The 17,245-nt window shown below is 69.7% G+C and carries 17 protein-coding genes and 1 pseudogene; 6 read left to right on the forward strand and 12 right to left on the reverse strand.

The annotated features are described in order from the left end of the window. From FMQ63_RS34540 to FMQ63_RS34555, 4 genes and pseudogenes are all read right to left on the reverse strand, one after another. Positions 1 to 750, reverse strand: a pseudogene (locus FMQ63_RS34540) (hypothetical protein); the annotation flags it as partial. Positions 751 to 807: 57 nt separating this feature from the next. Next, positions 808 to 1,305: a hypothetical protein gene (locus FMQ63_RS34545; RefSeq protein WP_011550544.1), complete on the reverse strand. Its 498-nt coding sequence runs from the start codon at positions 1,303 to 1,305 to the stop codon at positions 808 to 810. 13 nt (positions 1,306 to 1,318) lie between these two features. Continuing rightward, positions 1,319 to 1,822 (reverse strand): cupin domain-containing protein, encoded by a 504-nt coding sequence (locus FMQ63_RS34550; protein ID WP_011550543.1) that lies wholly within the window; start codon positions 1,820 to 1,822, stop codon positions 1,319 to 1,321. Positions 1,823 to 1,838: 16 nt separating this feature from the next. After that, entirely contained in the window at positions 1,839 to 2,618 is a 780-nt protein-coding gene (locus FMQ63_RS34555) for a class I SAM-dependent methyltransferase (RefSeq protein WP_026114067.1), read from the reverse strand. Positions 2,619 to 2,724: 106 nt separating this feature from the next. On the opposite strand from FMQ63_RS34555, the gene FMQ63_RS34560 reads away from it, so the two are divergent. Then, positions 2,725 to 4,029, forward strand: a complete 1,305-nt coding sequence (locus tag FMQ63_RS34560) for a citrate synthase family protein (protein WP_011550541.1) — start codon at positions 2,725 to 2,727, stop codon at positions 4,027 to 4,029. Positions 4,030 to 4,153: 124 nt separating this feature from the next. Continuing rightward, positions 4,154 to 4,450, forward strand: a complete 297-nt coding sequence (locus FMQ63_RS34565; protein WP_026114066.1) for a hypothetical protein — start codon at positions 4,154 to 4,156, stop codon at positions 4,448 to 4,450. Positions 4,451 to 4,541: 91 nt separating this feature from the next. Here the strand turns inward: FMQ63_RS34565 and ychF are convergent, their stop codons facing one another. From ychF to FMQ63_RS34595, 6 genes are all read right to left on the reverse strand, one after another. After that, the gene (gene ychF, locus FMQ63_RS34570; RefSeq protein WP_011550539.1) at positions 4,542 to 5,651 is read right to left on the reverse strand and encodes a redox-regulated ATPase YchF; all 1,110 of its coding nucleotides are present in this window, start codon (positions 5,649 to 5,651) and stop codon (positions 4,542 to 4,544) included. Positions 5,652 to 5,703: 52 nt separating this feature from the next. Continuing rightward, entirely contained in the window at positions 5,704 to 6,258 is a 555-nt protein-coding gene (atpF, locus tag FMQ63_RS34575) for a F0F1 ATP synthase subunit B (protein WP_020478431.1), read from the reverse strand. A gap of 131 nt (positions 6,259 to 6,389) precedes the next feature. Further along, on the reverse strand, positions 6,390 to 6,620 hold the full coding sequence (locus FMQ63_RS34580; RefSeq protein ID WP_002636238.1) for an ATP synthase F0 subunit C: 231 nt from the start codon (positions 6,618 to 6,620) through the stop codon (positions 6,390 to 6,392). 144 nt (positions 6,621 to 6,764) lie between these two features. Further along, positions 6,765 to 7,775, reverse strand: a complete 1,011-nt coding sequence (atpB, locus tag FMQ63_RS34585) for a F0F1 ATP synthase subunit A (RefSeq protein ID WP_020478432.1) — start codon at positions 7,773 to 7,775, stop codon at positions 6,765 to 6,767. Next, positions 7,775 to 8,125, reverse strand: a complete 351-nt coding sequence (locus FMQ63_RS34590; RefSeq protein WP_141276944.1) for a hypothetical protein — start codon at positions 8,123 to 8,125, stop codon at positions 7,775 to 7,777. Before FMQ63_RS34590 ends, atpB begins: the two co-directional genes overlap by 1 nt. Further along, positions 8,122 to 8,388: an AtpZ/AtpI family protein gene (locus FMQ63_RS34595; RefSeq protein WP_020478433.1), complete on the reverse strand. Its 267-nt coding sequence runs from the start codon at positions 8,386 to 8,388 to the stop codon at positions 8,122 to 8,124. The genes FMQ63_RS34590 and FMQ63_RS34595 overlap by 4 nt, the downstream gene beginning before the upstream one ends. A gap of 413 nt (positions 8,389 to 8,801) precedes the next feature. On the opposite strand from FMQ63_RS34595, the gene FMQ63_RS34600 reads away from it, so the two are divergent. From FMQ63_RS34600 to FMQ63_RS37665, 3 genes are all read left to right on the forward strand, one after another. Then, positions 8,802 to 9,320: a YbhB/YbcL family Raf kinase inhibitor-like protein gene (locus tag FMQ63_RS34600; protein ID WP_020478434.1), complete on the forward strand. Its 519-nt coding sequence runs from the start codon at positions 8,802 to 8,804 to the stop codon at positions 9,318 to 9,320. 168 nt (positions 9,321 to 9,488) lie between these two features. After that, positions 9,489 to 12,116 carry an ATP-binding protein gene (locus tag FMQ63_RS34605; RefSeq protein WP_011550534.1) on the forward strand — a complete coding sequence of 876 codons (2,628 nt, stop codon included), beginning with the start codon at positions 9,489 to 9,491 and terminating at the stop codon, positions 12,114 to 12,116. Between the two features lie 80 nt (positions 12,117 to 12,196). Next, the gene (locus FMQ63_RS37665; protein ID WP_011550532.1) at positions 12,197 to 12,358 is read left to right on the forward strand and encodes a hypothetical protein; all 162 of its coding nucleotides are present in this window, start codon (positions 12,197 to 12,199) and stop codon (positions 12,356 to 12,358) included. 231 nt (positions 12,359 to 12,589) lie between these two features. Here FMQ63_RS37665 and FMQ63_RS34610 read toward each other — a convergent pair whose 3' ends face one another. Together FMQ63_RS34610 and hemL are read right to left on the reverse strand one after the other, a co-directional pair. Next, entirely contained in the window at positions 12,590 to 14,518 is a 1,929-nt protein-coding gene (locus FMQ63_RS34610; protein WP_011550531.1) for a serine/threonine-protein kinase, read from the reverse strand. 46 nt (positions 14,519 to 14,564) lie between these two features. Continuing rightward, positions 14,565 to 15,860 (reverse strand): glutamate-1-semialdehyde 2,1-aminomutase, encoded by a 1,296-nt coding sequence (gene hemL / locus FMQ63_RS34615; RefSeq protein ID WP_011550530.1) that lies wholly within the window; start codon positions 15,858 to 15,860, stop codon positions 14,565 to 14,567. Positions 15,861 to 16,150: 290 nt separating this feature from the next. Between hemL and FMQ63_RS34620 the strand changes: the two genes are divergently transcribed. After that, positions 16,151 to 17,137 carry a hypothetical protein gene (locus tag FMQ63_RS34620; protein WP_228556544.1) on the forward strand — a complete coding sequence of 329 codons (987 nt, stop codon included), beginning with the start codon at positions 16,151 to 16,153 and terminating at the stop codon, positions 17,135 to 17,137. Positions 17,138 to 17,245: the final 108 nt, after the last annotated feature.

Consider the following 17,245-nt stretch of genomic DNA (forward strand, 5'->3'; position numbering starts at 1 on the left):
ATTCCCGCCTCCGCCACCACCCGCGTTGTGGCAGTTGCCACCGCCACCCTCACCCGCCACGGAGCCACGCCCCGAGGCCGTGCCGAAGTGGCCCATCCGCAGGCCCTCCCCTTTGTAGGCCCCCCCTGCCTCGGGAGGGATGTCCAGGTCGGAGCAGCCAAGGAGGTCCGCGTGATTGACGAAGAGCCCGCCCCGGAAGCCCATTCCTTCCGCGCTGATGAGGCCCTGGTTCGTCACGCTCCCCGTGGCGAGGAAGGCCAGGATGCCGCCGCTGCGCCCATCCCATGGATGGGCTACGACCGAGGCACCCGCGGACACGAGGACGTCCGTGTACTCGGGCACGGTGACCACCTGCGCGCCCGGCGCGGTGTAGGCATGCACCAGGGGCTCGGAGAAGCGCAGCCCGGGCGGCGACTCCGATACCGCCTTCACGCGCGCCAGCTCCCAGTGGCCCATCTTCCGAAGCGCCAGGGTGCCGCCATCGCTGGAGACCACGGCCTCCTCCGCCCCGCCGCTCTGGTGGAGGAGCACCAGCGTGCCCGCGGTGAAGCCCGAAACGCGCTGCACCGGAACGTCGTGGGCTCCGACCACCACGAGGTCCGTCAGCGGCGTGGCGGCGTTGAGGACGCGCCCCACCGTCGTGACGGACAGCGCGCCATCACGGCCCGAGCCCAGGCCGAAGGAATCCAGCTCCGCCAGCGCGGGGGACGCAGGGAGCAACACTAGCAGGCAGGACAGGACGAAGCGCATGCCCCCTCATGCTGCCTCAGAAGCCGGGTCTACCGCGAGTGCAGGCCCCCTGAAGACTCACTCGCCCGAGGGGTTCATCAGCGCCCGGGCGTTGCGCGGTGCGAAGAAGGGCTGGCGCGCGAGCCTCGGCAGGGCGCGCTTGTCCACGCACCAGAGCTGGAGCGCATCCTCCCACTCGCCCAGCTCGACCACCGCGCGCACGTCCGGCGCATCGCGGTAGAGGCTGTTGAGGTTGTGCACCAACGCGGACAGGTCCTCCACCTCCCAGCGCTCTGTCACGTCACCCCCCATGACGTGGAGCTCCAGCACGGGGCGCTCGCGCACGTCCACCACCTTGAAGCGGCGGGCCGCGCCGCCCATGGCGGTGGTGAGCGGCCCCACCAGCTCGTCGGCGCGCACGCCGTACCCCACGGACAAGCCGCCTTCGAGCAGGCCCGCGTCACACAGGCGCAGCATGGACACATGGGGAGGCTCGCCACGCGGCAGCAGCGCCGCGGCGGCAGCGCGGTCCTTGAGGAGCCGCTCCCGGGTGAGCACGTCGAGCAATGGGGCCATCTCGGCCCACAGCCTATCGCTCCTCGCCGCTCCAGTAGTCCACCTCCGCGGAGAGGGGCAGCGTGGTGAACAGGGTCCGAGCGGCCTTGTCGCCCCCGGGAGCACTGCCCGCGGAGATGACCACCTTCCCTGAGTCCGGGTACACCATGACGTCCGGCTCCACCATGGTGGAGAAGGCCAGGTAGCGCAGCGCCTCGGCCCCGTCGTTGAGGAGCTGGTGCGCGCCCCCGGGCCCCACCGGCAGCGCCACATAGTCGCCCGCCGTGACGGCGAGGGTGTCGTCCCCCAGCCGCAGCCGGCCCGTGCCCGCGAGGATGAAATAGGCCTCTTCGTTGGCCAGGTGGTAGTGCCGCGGCCACGCGTGTTTACCGGGTGGCAGCTCCATCAAGCTGCACCCCAGCTTGCGGCCCTTGGCGGCGGAGCCCAGTTGCTTGCGGCGGTACTCCACCCGGGGACCTTGCGTGACTTCGGTCCAGGGAAGCTCGGGCTCGTGGACGACGTGAGGATGCGAGGACATGGACAGGTGCTCCTGTTCAGGGTCGCGTCGCGAGCAGCGCGAAGACGCGGTGGGGAATGTCGAGCGAGTCCGCCGGAAAGCTCCCGGCGAGCAGGTCCGCGAGCGCGGCATCGAAGCCACTCACCGCGCTCGCAGGCATGGACGCGCCCACCTTCGCGCTGGCGCGGATGCGCCCCCGCCACGCGCGGGGGCTGTACGACACGGACACGTCGAAGGAGAACGAGGTGAGCTGGGTGAAGCCTGCCTCGGCGGCGTCTCGGAACCACGGAGGATAGACACCGGAAGACTGGCTCAAGGATACGAAGGGCGCGGGAGCGCCCGGGTTGAAGCGCTCGATGAGCCGCTCGGTGGCCTCCACCACGTTGCCGGGCAGGGGCAGCCAGTCGAAGTGGGCGATGACCAGACGGCCCCCGGGAACGAGCAACCGCGCGGCCTCACGCGCTGCGGCGGGCCGGTCGAACCAGTGCCAGCACTGCCCCGCGACCACCAGCTCGAACGCCTGTGACGGCAGGCCCGTGTTCTCCGCGGGTGCCTGTCGGAAGTCGATGCCCAGCCCCATTCCAGAGGCGAGCCCACGGGCGGCATCCAGCATGTCCGCGGACACATCCAGCCCCGTCACCACGGCGCCGCGCTGGGCCAACCCTCGGGCCACCGTGCCCGTGCCCGTCCCCAGGTCGACGGCGCGGAGGCCCGAACGAAGGAGGCCCTCCCTGTCGAGCCGTTCGAAGAAGGCCTCCGGAAAGCCCGCCCGGTGCCTCACGTAGTCCGACGACGTGCGTCCGAAGTCCACCTGCATGACAGGCTCCTCTCCTCGCGGGCACACGCGGGCCCCGCCGACCTGGGGACGTATCGACACGTCATCCAGTCGAGTCGACAATGGCCTTCGCGGAGGTGCGCGAGACATGAGTAGGCCCAAGGGCGGACGCTCTCAATCTCGATTCGACCATCGACCTGAGGAGGAGCTCGTGACCGCGGCACAGGCCGCCGCGCTCCTGGGCGTGAAGCGAGCCACGCTCTACACCTACGTGAGCCGAGGCCTCGTGCGCTGCGTGCCGGAGCGAGGCACCAAGGAGAACCGCTATGTGCGCTCCGACCTGGAGCGCCTGAAAGCGCGGCACGACGCGAGAGCGGGACACGCGGCCGTCGCCTCGGGCGCCTTGCGCTGGGGCGAGCCCGTCATCGACTCGTCGGTGTCCCGCGTGGGCGCGGAGGGGCTCGCATACCGAGGCCATTCGGCGGTGACGCTCGCGGTGGAGGGACGCGCGTTCGAGGACGTGGCCGAGCTGTTGTGGACAGGCACGCTGCCCGAAGAAGCGTCACGGTGGCCCTCACCCGAGCCGGCGTTTCCACCGTCCGAGCTGGCGAAGCTGTTGCCCCGTGGAACACCTCCCGTTGCCGCGCTGTCTGCGTTGGTGCCGCTCCTAGGCGCAAGGGACTCGGCGCGCTTTGCCTCTCCTCCCGAGCAGGAGCGGGCCCGCGCCCGGAGGCTGCTGCGCCACCTGTCCGCCTGGGTCTGCGTGGCGAACGCGCCGGGGCGAGTGACGCATGCCTTGAACGAGCCCACGGTGGCGCAATCCCTGGCGCGCGCTTGGAACACCCGCGTGAAGCGCGCACCTGAGCTGCTCAACCGCGCGCTGGTGCTGTGCGCGGACCATGAGCTGAACGTGTCCACGTTCACCGCGCGCGTGGCGGCCTCCTCCAGCGCGGACCTGTACGCCTGCTTGAGCGCCGCGCTGGCCGCGCTCTCCGGTCCCAAGCACGGAGGGGCCTGCGACCGCGTGGAGGCGTTGCTCGTGGAAGTGGGCCGGCCGGAGCGCGCGGCGGAGGTCATCCGGGAGCGGCTGCGGCGAGGCGAAGCGGTCCCCGGCTTCGGTCATCAGCTCTATCCAGACGGAGACCCACGGACACCACCGCTGGTGGAAGCCGCGCGGAGCGTCAGGCCCGAGACGCCCAATGTCCGTATCGCCAGCGCCGTGCTGGAAGCCATGCGCGCGGCGGGACATCCGCCCCCGTCCGTGGACTTCGGGCTGGTGATGCTCACCGGAGCGCTGGGGCTTCCTTCAGGCGCGGGCGCCACGCTGTTCGCCGTCGGGCGTGCCGCGGGCTGGGTGGCCCATGTGCTGGAGCAGCGGGAACAGGGCCACCTGCTGCGCCCTCGGGCACGCTACGTGGAGCCGGCACACCCCGCCGGTGGCAGGGCGCCATGAACACGCTCCGCGCATCCGGACGCCTCACGCACGTCACGTGAGCACTCAGCCCACTGTCGCATGCCACGCACCGGTCGAAGTCCGTCGTTGGAGGTCCGCGCTCGCGAGGCGAGACTCCCGCGCCGTGGACACTCGACGCGTATATCCCCGTTTCGCCATCGCCTCCCTGCTCGGCAACGTCGCCTTCCTCGCCTCCTGGGGCGTGGTGCTGATGCGTCCCTCGGGCTGGCAGGTGGTCGGCCCGCTCCTGCTCCTCATGTTCCTCGTCCTGCGGGTGGGCGGCATGTGGCTCTTCGCCTCGCGCCACCCGGAGGAGGAACGCCCACGCATGCGGCGCACGGCGACCCTCACCACCGTGCTGGCGCTCATCGCCGTGGGCATCTGGGTCTACACCGTGCTGCAAGGCCCGCGCGGCTTCTGAGCCGCCAGGCCCTGAAACGGCTCGCGGGCGCCGCCTCCAGACTGAACCGTCCGGAAGCACAGCGCCCGCGATGACTGCCGTGTGCTGACCGCTACACGTTGAAGCGGAAGTGCATGCAGTCGCCGTCCTGGACGACGTACTCCTTGCCTTCCACGCGCAGCATGCCCTTCTCCTTCACGGCGGACTCGCTGCCCAGCTTCACCAGGTCCTCCCAGCGCATCACCTCGGCCTTGATGAAGCCGCGCTCGAAGTCGGAGTGGATGACGCCGGCCGCCTGCGGGGCCTTGTAGCCCTGGTGGATGGTCCACGCGCGGCACTCCTGCTCGCCCACGGTGAAGTACGTCCACAGGCCCAGCAGCTTGTAGCCGGCGCGCACCACCTTGTGCAGGCCCGGCTCGGACAGGCCCGCGCTCTCCAGGAAGCCCGGACGCTCCGACTCCGGGAGCTGCTGGATTTCGGACTCCAGCGCGGCGGCGAGCACCACCACCTCGAAGCCCTCCTTCGCGGCCATCTCCCGAACGGCCTTCACGTGGGGATTCGCGTCCTCCTTGCCCAGCTCCGACTCGCCGATGTTCGCCACGTACAGCACGGGCTTGTCGGTGAGCAGGAACAGGTCATGGATGACGGCGCTCTCCTCCTCGGTGAGCTTCTGGGCGCGCACGGTGATGCCGTTGTCCAGACTCGCCTTGATGCGGTCCAGCAACGCCACCTCGGCCTTGGCCTCCTCGCCAGCCTTGCCGCCCACCTTCGTGTTCTTCAAGGAGCGCTCGCGGCGCTTCTCCACCGTCTCCAGGTCCTTGAGGCACAGTTCCGTGTCGACCACGTCCCGGTCCCGCACCGGATTCACCCCGCCCTCGACGTGGGTGACGTTGTCGTCCTCGAAGCAGCGCAGCACGTGGAGCACGGCGTTGACCTGGCGGATGTTGCCCAGGAACTGGTTGCCCAGGCCTTCGCCCTTGGACGCGCCGCGCACCAAGCCGGCGATGTCCACGAACTCCAGCGAGGTGGGCACCTTCTTCAGCGGCTTGATGAGCGCGGACAGCTTGTCCAGGCGGTCATCCGGCACGGGCACCACGCCCACGTTGGGCTCGATGGTGCAGAAGGGATAGTTGGCCGCCTGCGCGCCCGCGGCCGACAGCGCGTTGAACAGGGTGGACTTGCCGACGTTGGGCAGCCCGACGATTCCGATGGATAGACCCATGGTGATTCCCTGGAACACGCGCGCCGGGGGGCGCGCTTCCCCAAGAAGGGGATTAGGCAGTGCGGCGCACGGCGCCGGTGGCGCTGGTGCTGTTCAGCGGCAGGCCCTGGACGAACTGCTCGGCCAGCGCGCGCTGCTTGCTGTCGTCCATGCGCTCGCTGATGAGCTTGCCGGCGACTTCCATGGCCAGGTCGACCGCCATGGAGCGGACCTCGGCGATGGCCTTCGCCTTCTGCTCGTCAATCTCGCGACGCGCGCTCAGCTTGAGCTCCTCGGCCTCCTTGCGGCTCTTGGCCATGAGCTCCTCGCGGAACTTCTCCATCTCCTGCGTGTTGCGGCGCATCATCTCCGCGGCCTCGCGACGGGCCTCGGCGATGGCCGTCTTCTGGTCGGCCAGCAGCTTCTCCGCCTCGGCGCGCTCACGCTTGGCGCTCTCGATGGAGCTGGCGATCTGCTTCTCGCGCTCCTCGACCAGCGAAAGGATGGGGCCCCACGCCTTCCACTTCAGGACGACGGCGGCGATGACGAAGGTAACCAGAGTCCAGAAGATGAGGCCCGGCTGGACCTTCACGAGGTTACTGGCGGCGAGGACGGAGGGCAGGAACATGGCGGGATGTCCAGCGTGAGGGAGGGATGCTGCGAAGACTTCGGTTTCCGCGGCAGGAGCGGCCGGCGCCCGCGGTGGAATTCCCTACGGGCACCGGCGACCGTCCAGCGATGACTCGACCTGCGCTCGCCTTAAGCCTTGGTGGCGAGCAGGATGCAAACGACCAGCGCGAACAGCGTGGCGCCTTCGATAAGGGCCGCCGCGATGATCATCGTGGTGCGGATGTCGCCGCCCGCGGCCGGCTGACGGCCCGTGGCGTCCATGGCGGCGGCGGCCAGCTTACCAATGCCGAGCGCGGCACCGATGATGGAGAGACCGGCACCCAGACCGGCGGCGAGGAAGGCAAGAGCGAGGTTGGTCATGGTGACACTTGTTCTTTCGTAGCGTGGACCCGCTTGTGGGGGGGTCGTGATGTCCCTTGAGGACTACCTCCGGCGGCCTTTCGAACCGCCGGGTCTTCGACCGGGGCACCGGACTTCAGCGCCCCGCTAACTCGTCAGAACGACCTAGGCGTGGTGCGCCTTGCCCTGGTCGTGGCTGGGGCCCGCTTCCGGGTGGTCGTGGCCGTGGTCGTCATGGTGGTGACCCATGGCCACGCTCATGCCGATGAACAGCGCCGACAACATCGCGAAGACGTACGCCTGCACGAAGGCAACGAACAGCTCGAGCAGGAAGATGGCGAAGGCGAAGGGCACACTCACCGCCGCCACCGCAGGGTGGCCGAGGAGGAAGATGAGGCCCAGGAGGAAGAAGTAGACGATGTGGCCCGCCAGCATGTTGGCGAACAGACGCATCGTGAGGGCGAAGGGCTTGGTGAACAGACCCAGCACCTCCACCGGAACCATGATGGGCCACAACCAGGGGGCCACGCCACCCGTCAGGTGCTTCAGGTAGCCGCCCAGACCCGCCGCGCGAATACCCGCCACCTGGGTGATGACGAAGGTGCACAGCGCCAGCGCCATGGTCACGGCCAGGTTGCCGGTGGCGGTCGCCATCCAGGGAACCATGCCCAGCATGTTCATGAAGAGGATGAAGAAGAACACGGTGAGCAGGAAGGGCACGTAGCGGGGGCCCTCCTCCTTGCCGATGTTCTTGATGGCCAGCTCGTCACGAACGAACAGCACCAGCATCTCGAGGATGTTGGCGCCCGCGCCGCGCGGCACCAGCTTCGTCTTGTCGCGGTTGCCCCAGATGAACAGGGTGGCCATCAGCAGCAGAGCGGCCAGCCACATCATCACGGTGTGCTTCGTGATGGACAGGTCCAGGCAGCCGTCCATCAAGCCCGGAATCTCCTCACCGTGCTCCGTCATCCGGGGCGCGCACGCGCCGGCCTTCAGCGGGACGTGCCACTGCGGGAAGTCAAACGCGTGGATGGGGCTGCTAAGCGGGACCTCGATCTCCAGGTAGGGTGAGTCCACGACGTGGTGGAGGATGTACCCCGGCACGTCGTCTTCAGACCCCGCGGCCCACGCCGTGGCAGCAAACAGACTGGCGAACAGCACCATTGCCTTGCGCATCACTCGTCTCCGCCCGCCGATTCCTTCGACGCGGCCATCACGTAGCTCACTTCAATCCACTGCAGCGCGAAGTAGACGCCGAAGAAGCCGGCGATGAACGGCACCGCCGCCATTCCCCGCGACACCACGCCCAACAGCCCCGCCAACACGCCCACGGCCCGAAGGCCAAAGATGATTCCGACCACCTTCAGCGCGGCATTGAGGTCCTGCCGCACCGCCCGCCGTTTCAGCACCAGCGCCACCGCGCCCGTCACCGCCGCCAGCCCCAGGCCCACCACCGCCACGCCACCCGCCAGCGCCGCATGACTCTTGAACGAGTCCGTCCCGCTACCGCCGCCCCGCGCCGTCACTTCCGCATCCCCAGCCGGGCCATCTCATGGAGGAACCCATAGAAGCCCACGCAGATACCCACCAGGCTCAGCACCACCAGCAACCAGGGGCCCGTCCCCAACCACCCATCCAGCCAGTAGCCGCCCAGCACGCCCACCACCGCTCCACCCACCAGCTTCCACACCGCCGCGATGTAGGGTTGCGCCGCCCTCATCTGCCGGGCCGTCTCCCCCAGCTCGCTGCCGTCCGAACCGCCCGGTTTCCGGGGCTCCTTCACTTCCATTCGGACGCCTCCCCAAACCCCGGGAAAACCTCGCTTTTCCAACCCCGTCGCCCCAACCCCTCTACGCGGGGCGCCGCTTAACACCGAACACGCGGCACACGCAACCGGTACCATGGGCAGCGGCCCCCCGGCCCCCAGTGGCGATTGCCGCTTCGGCAAGCTCAGCTACCGCCGATCTGCCCCGCATGGAATCGAGGGCCCCTCCCGTGGGCTCGCCAGGGTCCGGGCCCCCTCTGGGTGAGGCGCTGGGGTCCGGCGGCCAGAGCAGGCGCATGGGGATGGGCGCGCCTGCCCCAACGTCCGGGTGGCCAGCCTCCGAACGCCCGCCGGCCCGCTCCTCGGCACCCGGGCGCCTGCGTCGCCAGCTTGCACCCGATACGCGTCAACCCACCGCGACACCTCTGGAGGACTCCATGCCGAAGCCGCTCGTGCTCACGTCCCCCCGCTTCAAGGACGGCGACCTCATTCCCATTGCCTACACCGGCGAGGGCGAGGACATCTCACCGCCGCTTCAATGGACGGACATGCCTGCCGGGACGAAGAGCCTGGCCCTCATCGTGGAGGATCCGGACGCGCCAGACCCGCGCAATCCCCAGATGACCTTCTCCCACTGGGTTGTCTACAACATCCCACCTTCGGCGCAGGGCCTACCGGAAGGCGCCACGCCGGACGTCCTCCCGGAGGGCGCCCGCCAAGGCCAGAACGACTTCCACCGCCAGAACTACGGGGGCCCCATGCCGCCCGTGGGCATGCACCGGTACTACTTCCGCCTGTTCGCCCTGGACACGGTGCTGCCGGACCTGGGCCGCGTCTCGCGCACACAGCTCCGGAAGGCCATGGAAGGCCACATCGTGGGACAGGCGGAGCTCATCGGCCTGTACACCAAGGTCCACCACCGCGGCGCGGAGTCCCCCGGGGCCACTCCCGCCTGATTCGGCGCGGGCGACAGCACCCCTGAGGACACGGGCTCGGCTGCCCTGCGCGGCCGGGCCCGTTCTAAGTACAAGCCGCAGGGCTGGCACCGGGATGTAGGCTGGTGGGCGAAGCGGCGGGTCAGCAATTTCGCACGGACTGGCAGCGGTGGAAGAGTCAGGCCTGCCGTGAAAACCGCCGCCGAAATCGGGGCAGCCTACGGCCCCTTCGATGCGATGTCCGTGGGTGTCTGCGTCGTCCGTGACGGCCGCTTCGTCTATGTGAACGAAGCGCTGGTGACGATGTCGGGCTACCCGCGCGAGGGCGTGCTGGGTGAGCCCGCCACGCTCCTCGTCTCGGCGGAAAGCGCGGCGGAGCTGGCGTCCCGCCATGCCCGACGCAAGCGCGGCGAGCCCGTCCCCACCACGTACGAAACGATGCTGCGCACCACCGAAGGGGAGCGGCGGGTGGAGCTGACCGTCATCCCCAGCGGCACGGAGTGGGTGGTGCTGGTGCGCGACGTGTCGGCGAGGGCCCGGCGCCGCAGCGTGCTCCAGCGGTTGGCCGAGCTGGGCGCGAACCTGCCCTCCCTGCGCACCGAGGGCGAGGTGCTGCGCAGGATGTTCTCCAGCGTGGAGGAGCTGGGACTTGGCTGCGCGTGGCTTTCGCCAGACCGGCTGGGCGTCCGGCTGGGACAGACGTTCGTGCCGCCCGGCATGGTGCCCACGGAAGCCGCGGCACTGAGTGGCCGCTGGGTACGGGATGTGGTGGGCCAGTGGCCTCCCCTGCTGAAGCGCGCCTGGCGCGACGGCGCGGCCTATACAGACGAGTTGCCCCAGGAGGCCGAGCGCTTCCTCCGAGGCGCCCGGGGCGTGCTGGTTCGCCAGGGCATCCAGCGCGCCGGACAGACGCGTGCCATCGCGGTGCGCATCGACGTGGAGGCACAGCCCCGGGCCATGCTCGCGCTGGTGGCGGACTGGCTGCGCGAGGAGGAGCTTCCACCCGTGCGGCTCTTCGGCGCGCAGGTGTCCGCGGCGCTGGACGCGGCGCTCACCATCTCCCGCCTGTCCGCGCAAAACACGGCGCTGGCGGCGCTCAACCGCCTGGCCTCGGTGACAGCCTCCGCGCCGCACCCACAGGCGCTGTTCGCTCCGGGGACCGACGAAATCGCCGGGCTCCTGGGTTGCGACGCGGTGGCGGTGCTCCTGCCAGCGGACGACGGCGAAGTGGAGCTCGCGTACTCGAGCGGCCTGGACACCGAAGGCTCGGAGGACTTCACGCGGCGCTGGCGAGCCGGAAACCTGTGCCTCCAGGCGCAACGAGAAGGCATCCCGCTGGAGCGCGAGGTGGAGTCCTGTCCGGACGAACTAAGCGAGGAACTGCGCCGGCAGGGCTTCCGCACCGTGGTGGTCGTCCCCCTGCGGGTGCGCTCGCGGGGCGTGGGCACCCTGTCCGCCCTCTTCCGGGAACGGAGGCCCCTGACGCCGCTCGAACGGGAGACGTTGCAGGCCATGGGCAGCCACTTCGCGGCGGCCATCGAATCCCACCGGCTGCTGCATGAGCTTCGTGGCCGCGCCGAGGACCTGGCGTTGCTGCACGAGGTGGCCAAGGCGCTGGCGGCCACCCTGGAACTGGACAAGCTCCTGCACATTGGCGCCACCAGCCTGGCGCGCATCGTGGACACGTCGGATGCATACGTGTTCCTGCCGGATGTCTCGGGGGAACGGCTCCAGCTTCGCGCGATGACGGGAGGCTCACCGGAGCTTCAAGGGCCCGCCCTGCCACTCCTCCCGGCCGATGCGTCACTCGCGTCGGTGGCGTTCCACACGCGCGAGGTGGTGATGGTAGAGGACGCCCGCTCCGACCTGCGCGTCAACGAGGAGGTGCGGCGCCTGCCCGGTGCTCGAGCATTCCTGGTGCTCCCCCTGGTGGTCCACGAGCGCCCCATGGGCGTGATGATGGCGGTGGAGACGCGGCGGCCACGGCGCTTCACGGTCGCGGAGGTGGAGCGAGCCAGTGCCATCGCCAACCAACTGGCGCTGGCCCGCGAGGGCGCGCGGCTGGTGGAGGACCTTCAAGCCAGCTACGTGGAGCTGGCCCGGACCCAGGCCCAGTTGGTGCGCCGCGAACGGCTGGCCGCGCTGGGCGAGCTGTCCGCCGTGGTCGCCCATGAAGTGCGCAATCCACTGGGTGCCATCTTCAACTCAGTCGCGTCCATCCGCCGCATCGTCGGGCCGGACAGCGCGGCGGTGCCGCTGCTGGACATCGTCGGGGAGGAGTCGGACCGGCTCAACCGCATCGTCGCGGACCTGCTCACCTTCGCGCGGCCGCCCGCGCCGCATCCCTATGCCGTGCCGCTGTCGCCCCTGGTGGAGGACGCGGTGCGAGGCGCGCTGGCGGAGGCCCCGGGCCAGGTGCGCGTGGAACTGGACCTGGCGGACGATGTCCCCTCGGTGACCGTGGACGAGCGGATGATGCGCCAGGCCTTCCTCAACCTCGCCATCAACGCCGTGCAGGCCATGCCTCAGGGCGGCATGCTGCGCGCGAGTGTCCGGCGCGCGACGGGGACTCCCGAGGTCGAAGTGCAGTTCGTGGACAGCGGGCCGGGCATCTCCCCTGACGTACGGGCGCGCATCTTCGAGCCCTTCTTCACCACCAAGGCCAAGGGCACCGGACTGGGGCTGGCGGTGGTGAAGCGCATCATCGAGTCGCACCAGGGCCGGGTCGCGCTGGAATCCCAGCCGGGCCAGGGCACCACCTTCCGGCTCTATCTCCCGCTGGACACCTCCGCCGCGGCGGTAAGCGAAGGCTGGTAACCGCCGTCCTGGGAGTCCTTCTTTGTCTGAGCACCCTCACCGGCCAGGCCCAAGCGCCCACAGCTCCAGACGAGCCTCGGGTGCAGCTGAAGTTCGTGGGAGAGCTGGGCTTCCTGGACGTGCTGGCTCACAGCATCCGCCAGGGCCGTGACGGCACCCTGTTCCGCCACACGGACGACGGCGGGCACGCCGCTGGACGTGAGCTACCGCTTCCCGCTCTACCGGGCCAGCTATCTGTATGACCTGCTGTCCGGTCCGGACCGCGAGCTGTCCGTGGGCGTGTCACTCCACCTGAGCAACGCGAACCATGTCTTCACCTCGGCGGACGGGACACTGCGGCGGCGCGAGGCACGTCGGACGACAACGAGGACGAGTCTGGCGACGGCTTCACCAGCAACTGGATTGATACCGCCACCATCCGCCTGGGCTTCAGCTACCGACTACCCTGGGGAAGCTGACGCCCACGGCTGGCTTCAGGCCAGCGTCCAAGCCAGCGCGAGCCCCAGGGCACACGCACCCGCGCAGAGCCCCGCGACGAGCCAGGGACGACCGCCGCGAAGCCATGTGCCGAAGTCCTCCTCGGGCTCTGGCACGGGCAGCGCTTCATCCCCCGTGATGGCGCGCACCAACTCCAGACGACGGGCCTCCACCGCCGCAGCATCCACCGCTTGGGAGATGTCCACGCCGAAGCCCACCTGCGTCTCACGGGTAGCTCGGCGCAACTGCGCGGCCTGGGGCGACAAGGACTGGAGCGCCCTGGCGGGATTCACCTCCGTCACGGTGACATCCTCGGACGCCGTGGCACGGGCGCCCTGGCTTCGGCTGGCCTCCGCCCGTTCGAGCGCGACCATCAGCTTCGCCGCATCGACGGCTTCTGTGGCCGCCGCGTCTCCGCCCAGGCTCGCTCCGGAGTTCGCGGCCCCAGAGCCCACGTCGGACTTCGACGCCACGCCAGCGTCCGCCGCCATCCGGGCACGTTCGGGCTGAACGACCGTGGTCTCCTCGTCCGCATCGAGTGGCACGCTCGCGACCGGGCCTCGCGATGGATGGACGACGGTGGCCTCCTCCTCCACACCGAGGTGTGCCCGTTCGCCGCCGGGGAGGCCCCGGCGCGCTCGCGAGGCCCCGCCCTCCACCACGGTCGCCTCGTCCTCCGTCCCGTACAGCGCGGTGACGCGAGGTGCATTCACAGCACGAGGCACCTCCGGCGCCCTTCCAGGAATCCCTCGCACCGTGACTTCAAGCTCATCCGCGGCGTGCGCGGCCTTCGCTGGCGTGCCTCGCACGGAGGCATCCGGCGCGGCTGGGACATTCGCATCAGGCGGGTGGGCGGACGACGGTGCCTTCGAGGTCTCAGCGTCGCCACGCTCGGCCGGGACGTAGTCCTCGGGCGCGTCGATGCCTTCGTGCTCGAACGCGAGCGCGGTAGGCGGAGCGAGCACGGTGGCCAACGCGGGCTCGGTGAGTGCGCGGGAACGCGGCTCCCGCAGCAGTTCGCGGAGCACGAGCTCCTCCGCCTTCTTCTCGCGGGGGAACGCGGCCGCGATGAGGCGCGCGACATCCGCATCCCCCACGTTGGGCGCCAGCTTCGCCTTCATCCGCGCCAGTTCCGCGCCCATGGCGGCCGCGTCCGGGAAGCGATTGTCAGGCTCCGAGGCCAGCGCGCGCATCAGGAACGCATCCACGCTGGTAGGCACGCCCTGCCGGACACTCCCCGCTGGCTCCCACTGAGGGTAGGCCGCGCGCCGCCACCGCTCCACCGGGTCGCCCCGCTGCGCCAGGGGCTTCCACGCGAACAACTCCCACAGCAGCGCGCCCACCGCGTACACGTCCGCGCGCCGGTCCACGAAGCGCTTTCGCGCCTGCTCCGGTGCCATGTACGTCAGGTTGCCAATCACCACCCGGGGCGCCGTCTGCTGCTCCTTCAGCGTGGACTGCGCCGCGCCGAAGTCGATGATTTTCACCTCGCCCGCGTAGCTGATGCACACGTTCGCGGGAGACAAATCCCGGTGGACCAGGTGCAGCGGATTGCCGAACTCATCCGTCGCGTCGTGCGCGTAGGCCAGGCCCTCACAGAGCCGCTGCCCCAGGTGGAGCATGATGCCCAGCGGCAGCGTCCGCCCGAGCTGCCGCAACCGGTACGTCAGCCGGCTGAGCGTCTTGCCCTGCACGTACTCCATGGACAGGTAGAGCTGCCCTTCCACCTCGCCCATGGCGTACACGCGCGCGATGTTCGGATGGTGCAGCCGCACCACGACGCGGGCTTCATCCCGGAAGCGTCCGGCGAACTGCGGGCTCGCCATGAGCTGCGGGAGGACCTTCTTCACCACACAGGCACGACGAGGCGCCTCCTCACGCGCGAGGAACACCTCTCCCATCCCCCCGGCGCCGATGCGGCGCACGAGGGTATAGGGACCGAAGCGAACGGGCCCCTCGAGGGGCGCGGGCTCAACCGGTCTTGCCAAGCGAACGGAAGGCCTTTCTCGCCGCCGCGAGGACGTGCGCGACTTCCGGCTCGCCAATGGCCAGCGACACGAACGCCGCCTCGAACTGGCTGGGCGGCAGGTAGACGCTTTCGTTCAGCATGGCGTGGAAGAACTTCCCGAAGCGCGCCGTGTCCGCCTTCTTCGCGCTGGTGTAGTCGTAGACGGGCTCACCGGTGAAGAACACCGTGAGCATGCTGCCCACGCGGTTGACGGTGACGGGCACGTCCGCGGCCTTCGCCTCGGCGAGCAGGCCGACCTCCAACATGCGGCTGACCTCCTCCAGCCGCGCGTAGGTGCCGGGGGCCGCCAGGGCCTTGAGGCACGCAAGGCCCGCCGCCACCGCCACCGGGTTCCCCGACAGCGTGCCGGACTGGTACACCGGGCCCGCGGGAGCCACCTTCTCCATGATGTCGCGGCGGCCACCATACGCGCCCATCGGCATGCCCCCGCCAATCACCTTCGCCATGGTGGTGAGGTCCGGCTTGAGGCCGTACAGCTCCTGCGCGCCGCCTCGCGACAGCCGGAAGCCCGTCATGACCTCGTCCAGCACCAGCAGCACGCCGTGCTTCTGGCAGAGCGCCTGCAGCCCTTCGAGATAGCCCGGCTTCGGCACCAGCACGCCCATGTTGCCCACCACCGGCTCGATGATGGCGCAAGCGATGTCCTGGCCATTCTCCGCGAAGATGCGCTCCACGGCGGCCAGGTCGTTGAAGGGCGCGGTGAGCGTGAGCTTCGCCAGCGCCGACGGCACGCCCGGAGAGTCCGGCAGGCCCAGCGTCTCCACGCCACTGCCCGCCTTCACCAGGAACGGGTCTCCCGCGCCGTGGAAGCAGCCTTCGAACTTGAGGATGTGCTCGCGGCCGGTGAAGCCTCGCGCGACGCGGATGGCCGCCACCGTGGCCTCGGTGCCACTGGAGACCAGGCGCACCATCTCCACCGCGGGCATGGTGGCGCAGATGAGCTCCGCGAACTCCACCTCATCCGCATGCGGCGCGCCATAGGACGAACCCCGGCGCGCGGCGTCGATGATGGCGTCCAAGATGGGCGGATACGCGTGGCCCAGGATAAGCGGACCCCAGCTCCCCACGAGGTCAACGTAGCGGTTGCCGTCCACATCCGTGAGCCAGGCACCTGCGCCTTCACGGAAGAAGACAGGGTCGCCGCCAACGCCTCGGAAGGCGCGCACCGGGGAATTCACTCCGCCGGGGATGCGAGCCTGCGCGCGAGCGAAGAGAGCCTGACTGTGAGCGTGGTTCATGGCTCGTTCCATAACATGCGGCACGAGGCAGTCTGTGTCCCCGCACGCCCGCTCCCATGCCCCCCGCTTCTTCGTGCCGTCGTCGACACATTATGGACAGTCTCAGGCAGTGCGGAAGAAACCGTCTTTCTTGTAAATCTGACTAAATTGGATGGTTTCAGCGACGCATCGTCCGGGGCTCGACACGCGCCATGCCCGCCTCCCCTCCCTACAGCCAGGCCCTTCGCGCACGAGTCCGAGGCTGGGCCCGCGCGCTCTTGCCGCTCCTCGTGTGTGGCGTCCCTCCCGCCATGGCCGCCAAGCCGCCCCTCCAACGTCTTCCACGCCTCACCTGCCGCGCGGGCTATTTGGACTTCGAACAACTTCACGGGCTGCCGACGGTGCGAGCCGCCATCCAGCAGGCCCTGGCGCAGAACGACCCCGCCGCCCTCACCTTCCTCACCGAACGGATTCCGGAAGTCCTGGGTGAAGACGCCCTGGCCGCGCTTCAGGTGCTCGACTGGGCTGACACCGCACCGGGGCCCGAAGCCTCCGTGCTGCTGGCGGGCCTGCGTGAAGCCTCCGCGGTGAGGGATGCACGGGTGGCCGAGCGGCTCCTCACGATGGCGGAGCAGCACGCATCCATCGACCACCGCGCACAGGCGCTGCAGGCACTGGAGACACAGGCGCGCTTCGGCGCCCCTGCGCAGGACCGGCTGATGGCGTTGGCCAGGAGAAGCACGGCCCCACAGGGCGTGTCCCTGCTCGCGGTGAGAACCCTGGGCAGGGTGATGAAGAATGACTTCCAGGCAGGGGGCTCGGAGGAGCCCTACCTCACGCGGCTCCTGACACTGGCGCGGGAGTCCGAGGACCGTCACATCCGCGCCCTGGCGGTGGAGCTGGCTGCATCCTTGTCCGTGCGACTGGATGCGCGGGCCGTGGAGCAATTGGCCTGGGTGCTCGAGAATGACGCAGACGCCAACGTCCGGGAGCTGGCGGCCCTGGCGCTGTCCGATGGCCGCGACACGCGCGCGGTGCTGAATCACTTCAGTGCCGCGTTTCCTGGAGAGCAGCGCCTGTGCGTGCGCTGGGCGCTCCTGCGCTACACGCTCCGGGCCGGTGGCGCCGAGGCCCTTCCCCAAGTGCGGGACTACTCGAAGCAGGACCGCCGATTCGCTCGAGACGTCGCCGACTTCCAGGCGCTCTACGACGCGGGGCACGTGGACTTCGACCGGCTGTGGCTGAACAAGCGCGTGTATCACCGCTGCCCTGAGGACGTGGAGGCCCGAACGCCATGAGGAATCCGCGTGGAAGGTTCGGCTGGGTCCTCCTCGCCGGGGCGTTGGGCGCAGCCGTGGTGGGCACACGCCTCGGGCGTGCTCCAGAAAGGAACACCGCCCCTGTCC

This window comes from Myxococcus sp. CA005 (assembly GCF_006518205.1).
GTDB classification, from domain to species: Bacteria; Myxococcota; Myxococcia; order Myxococcales; family Myxococcaceae; genus Myxococcus; species Myxococcus xanthus.

Bases quoted from the DNA above. Each gene is read 5' to 3' on its own strand.
- FMQ63_RS34545 (WP_011550544.1), bottom strand. From the start codon at position 1,305: ATGGCCCCATTGCTCGACGTGCTCACCCGGGAGCGGCTCCTCAAGGAC.
- FMQ63_RS34550 (WP_011550543.1), bottom strand. From the start codon at position 1,822: ATGTCCTCGCATCCTCACGTCGTCCACGAGCCCGAGCTTCCCTGGACC.
- FMQ63_RS34555 (WP_026114067.1), bottom strand. From the start codon at position 2,618: ATGCAGGTGGACTTCGGACGCACGTCGTCGGACTACGTGAGGCACCGG.
- FMQ63_RS34560 (WP_011550541.1), top strand. From the start codon at position 2,725: ATGAGTAGGCCCAAGGGCGGACGCTCTCAATCTCGATTCGACCATCGA.
- ychF (WP_011550539.1), bottom strand. From the start codon at position 5,651: ATGGGTCTATCCATCGGAATCGTCGGGCTGCCCAACGTCGGCAAGTCC.
- atpF (WP_020478431.1), bottom strand. From the start codon at position 6,258: ATGTTCCTGCCCTCCGTCCTCGCCGCCAGTAACCTCGTGAAGGTCCAG.
- FMQ63_RS34580 (WP_002636238.1), bottom strand. From the start codon at position 6,620: ATGACCAACCTCGCTCTTGCCTTCCTCGCCGCCGGTCTGGGTGCCGGT.
- atpB (WP_020478432.1), bottom strand. From the start codon at position 7,775: ATGCGCAAGGCAATGGTGCTGTTCGCCAGTCTGTTTGCTGCCACGGCG.
- FMQ63_RS34595 (WP_020478433.1), bottom strand. From the start codon at position 8,388: ATGGAAGTGAAGGAGCCCCGGAAACCGGGCGGTTCGGACGGCAGCGAG.
- FMQ63_RS34600 (WP_020478434.1), top strand. From the start codon at position 8,802: ATGCCGAAGCCGCTCGTGCTCACGTCCCCCCGCTTCAAGGACGGCGAC.
- hemL (WP_011550530.1), bottom strand. From the start codon at position 15,860: ATGAACCACGCTCACAGTCAGGCTCTCTTCGCTCGCGCGCAGGCTCGC.
- FMQ63_RS34620 (WP_228556544.1), top strand. From the start codon at position 16,151: ATGGCCGCCAAGCCGCCCCTCCAACGTCTTCCACGCCTCACCTGCCGC.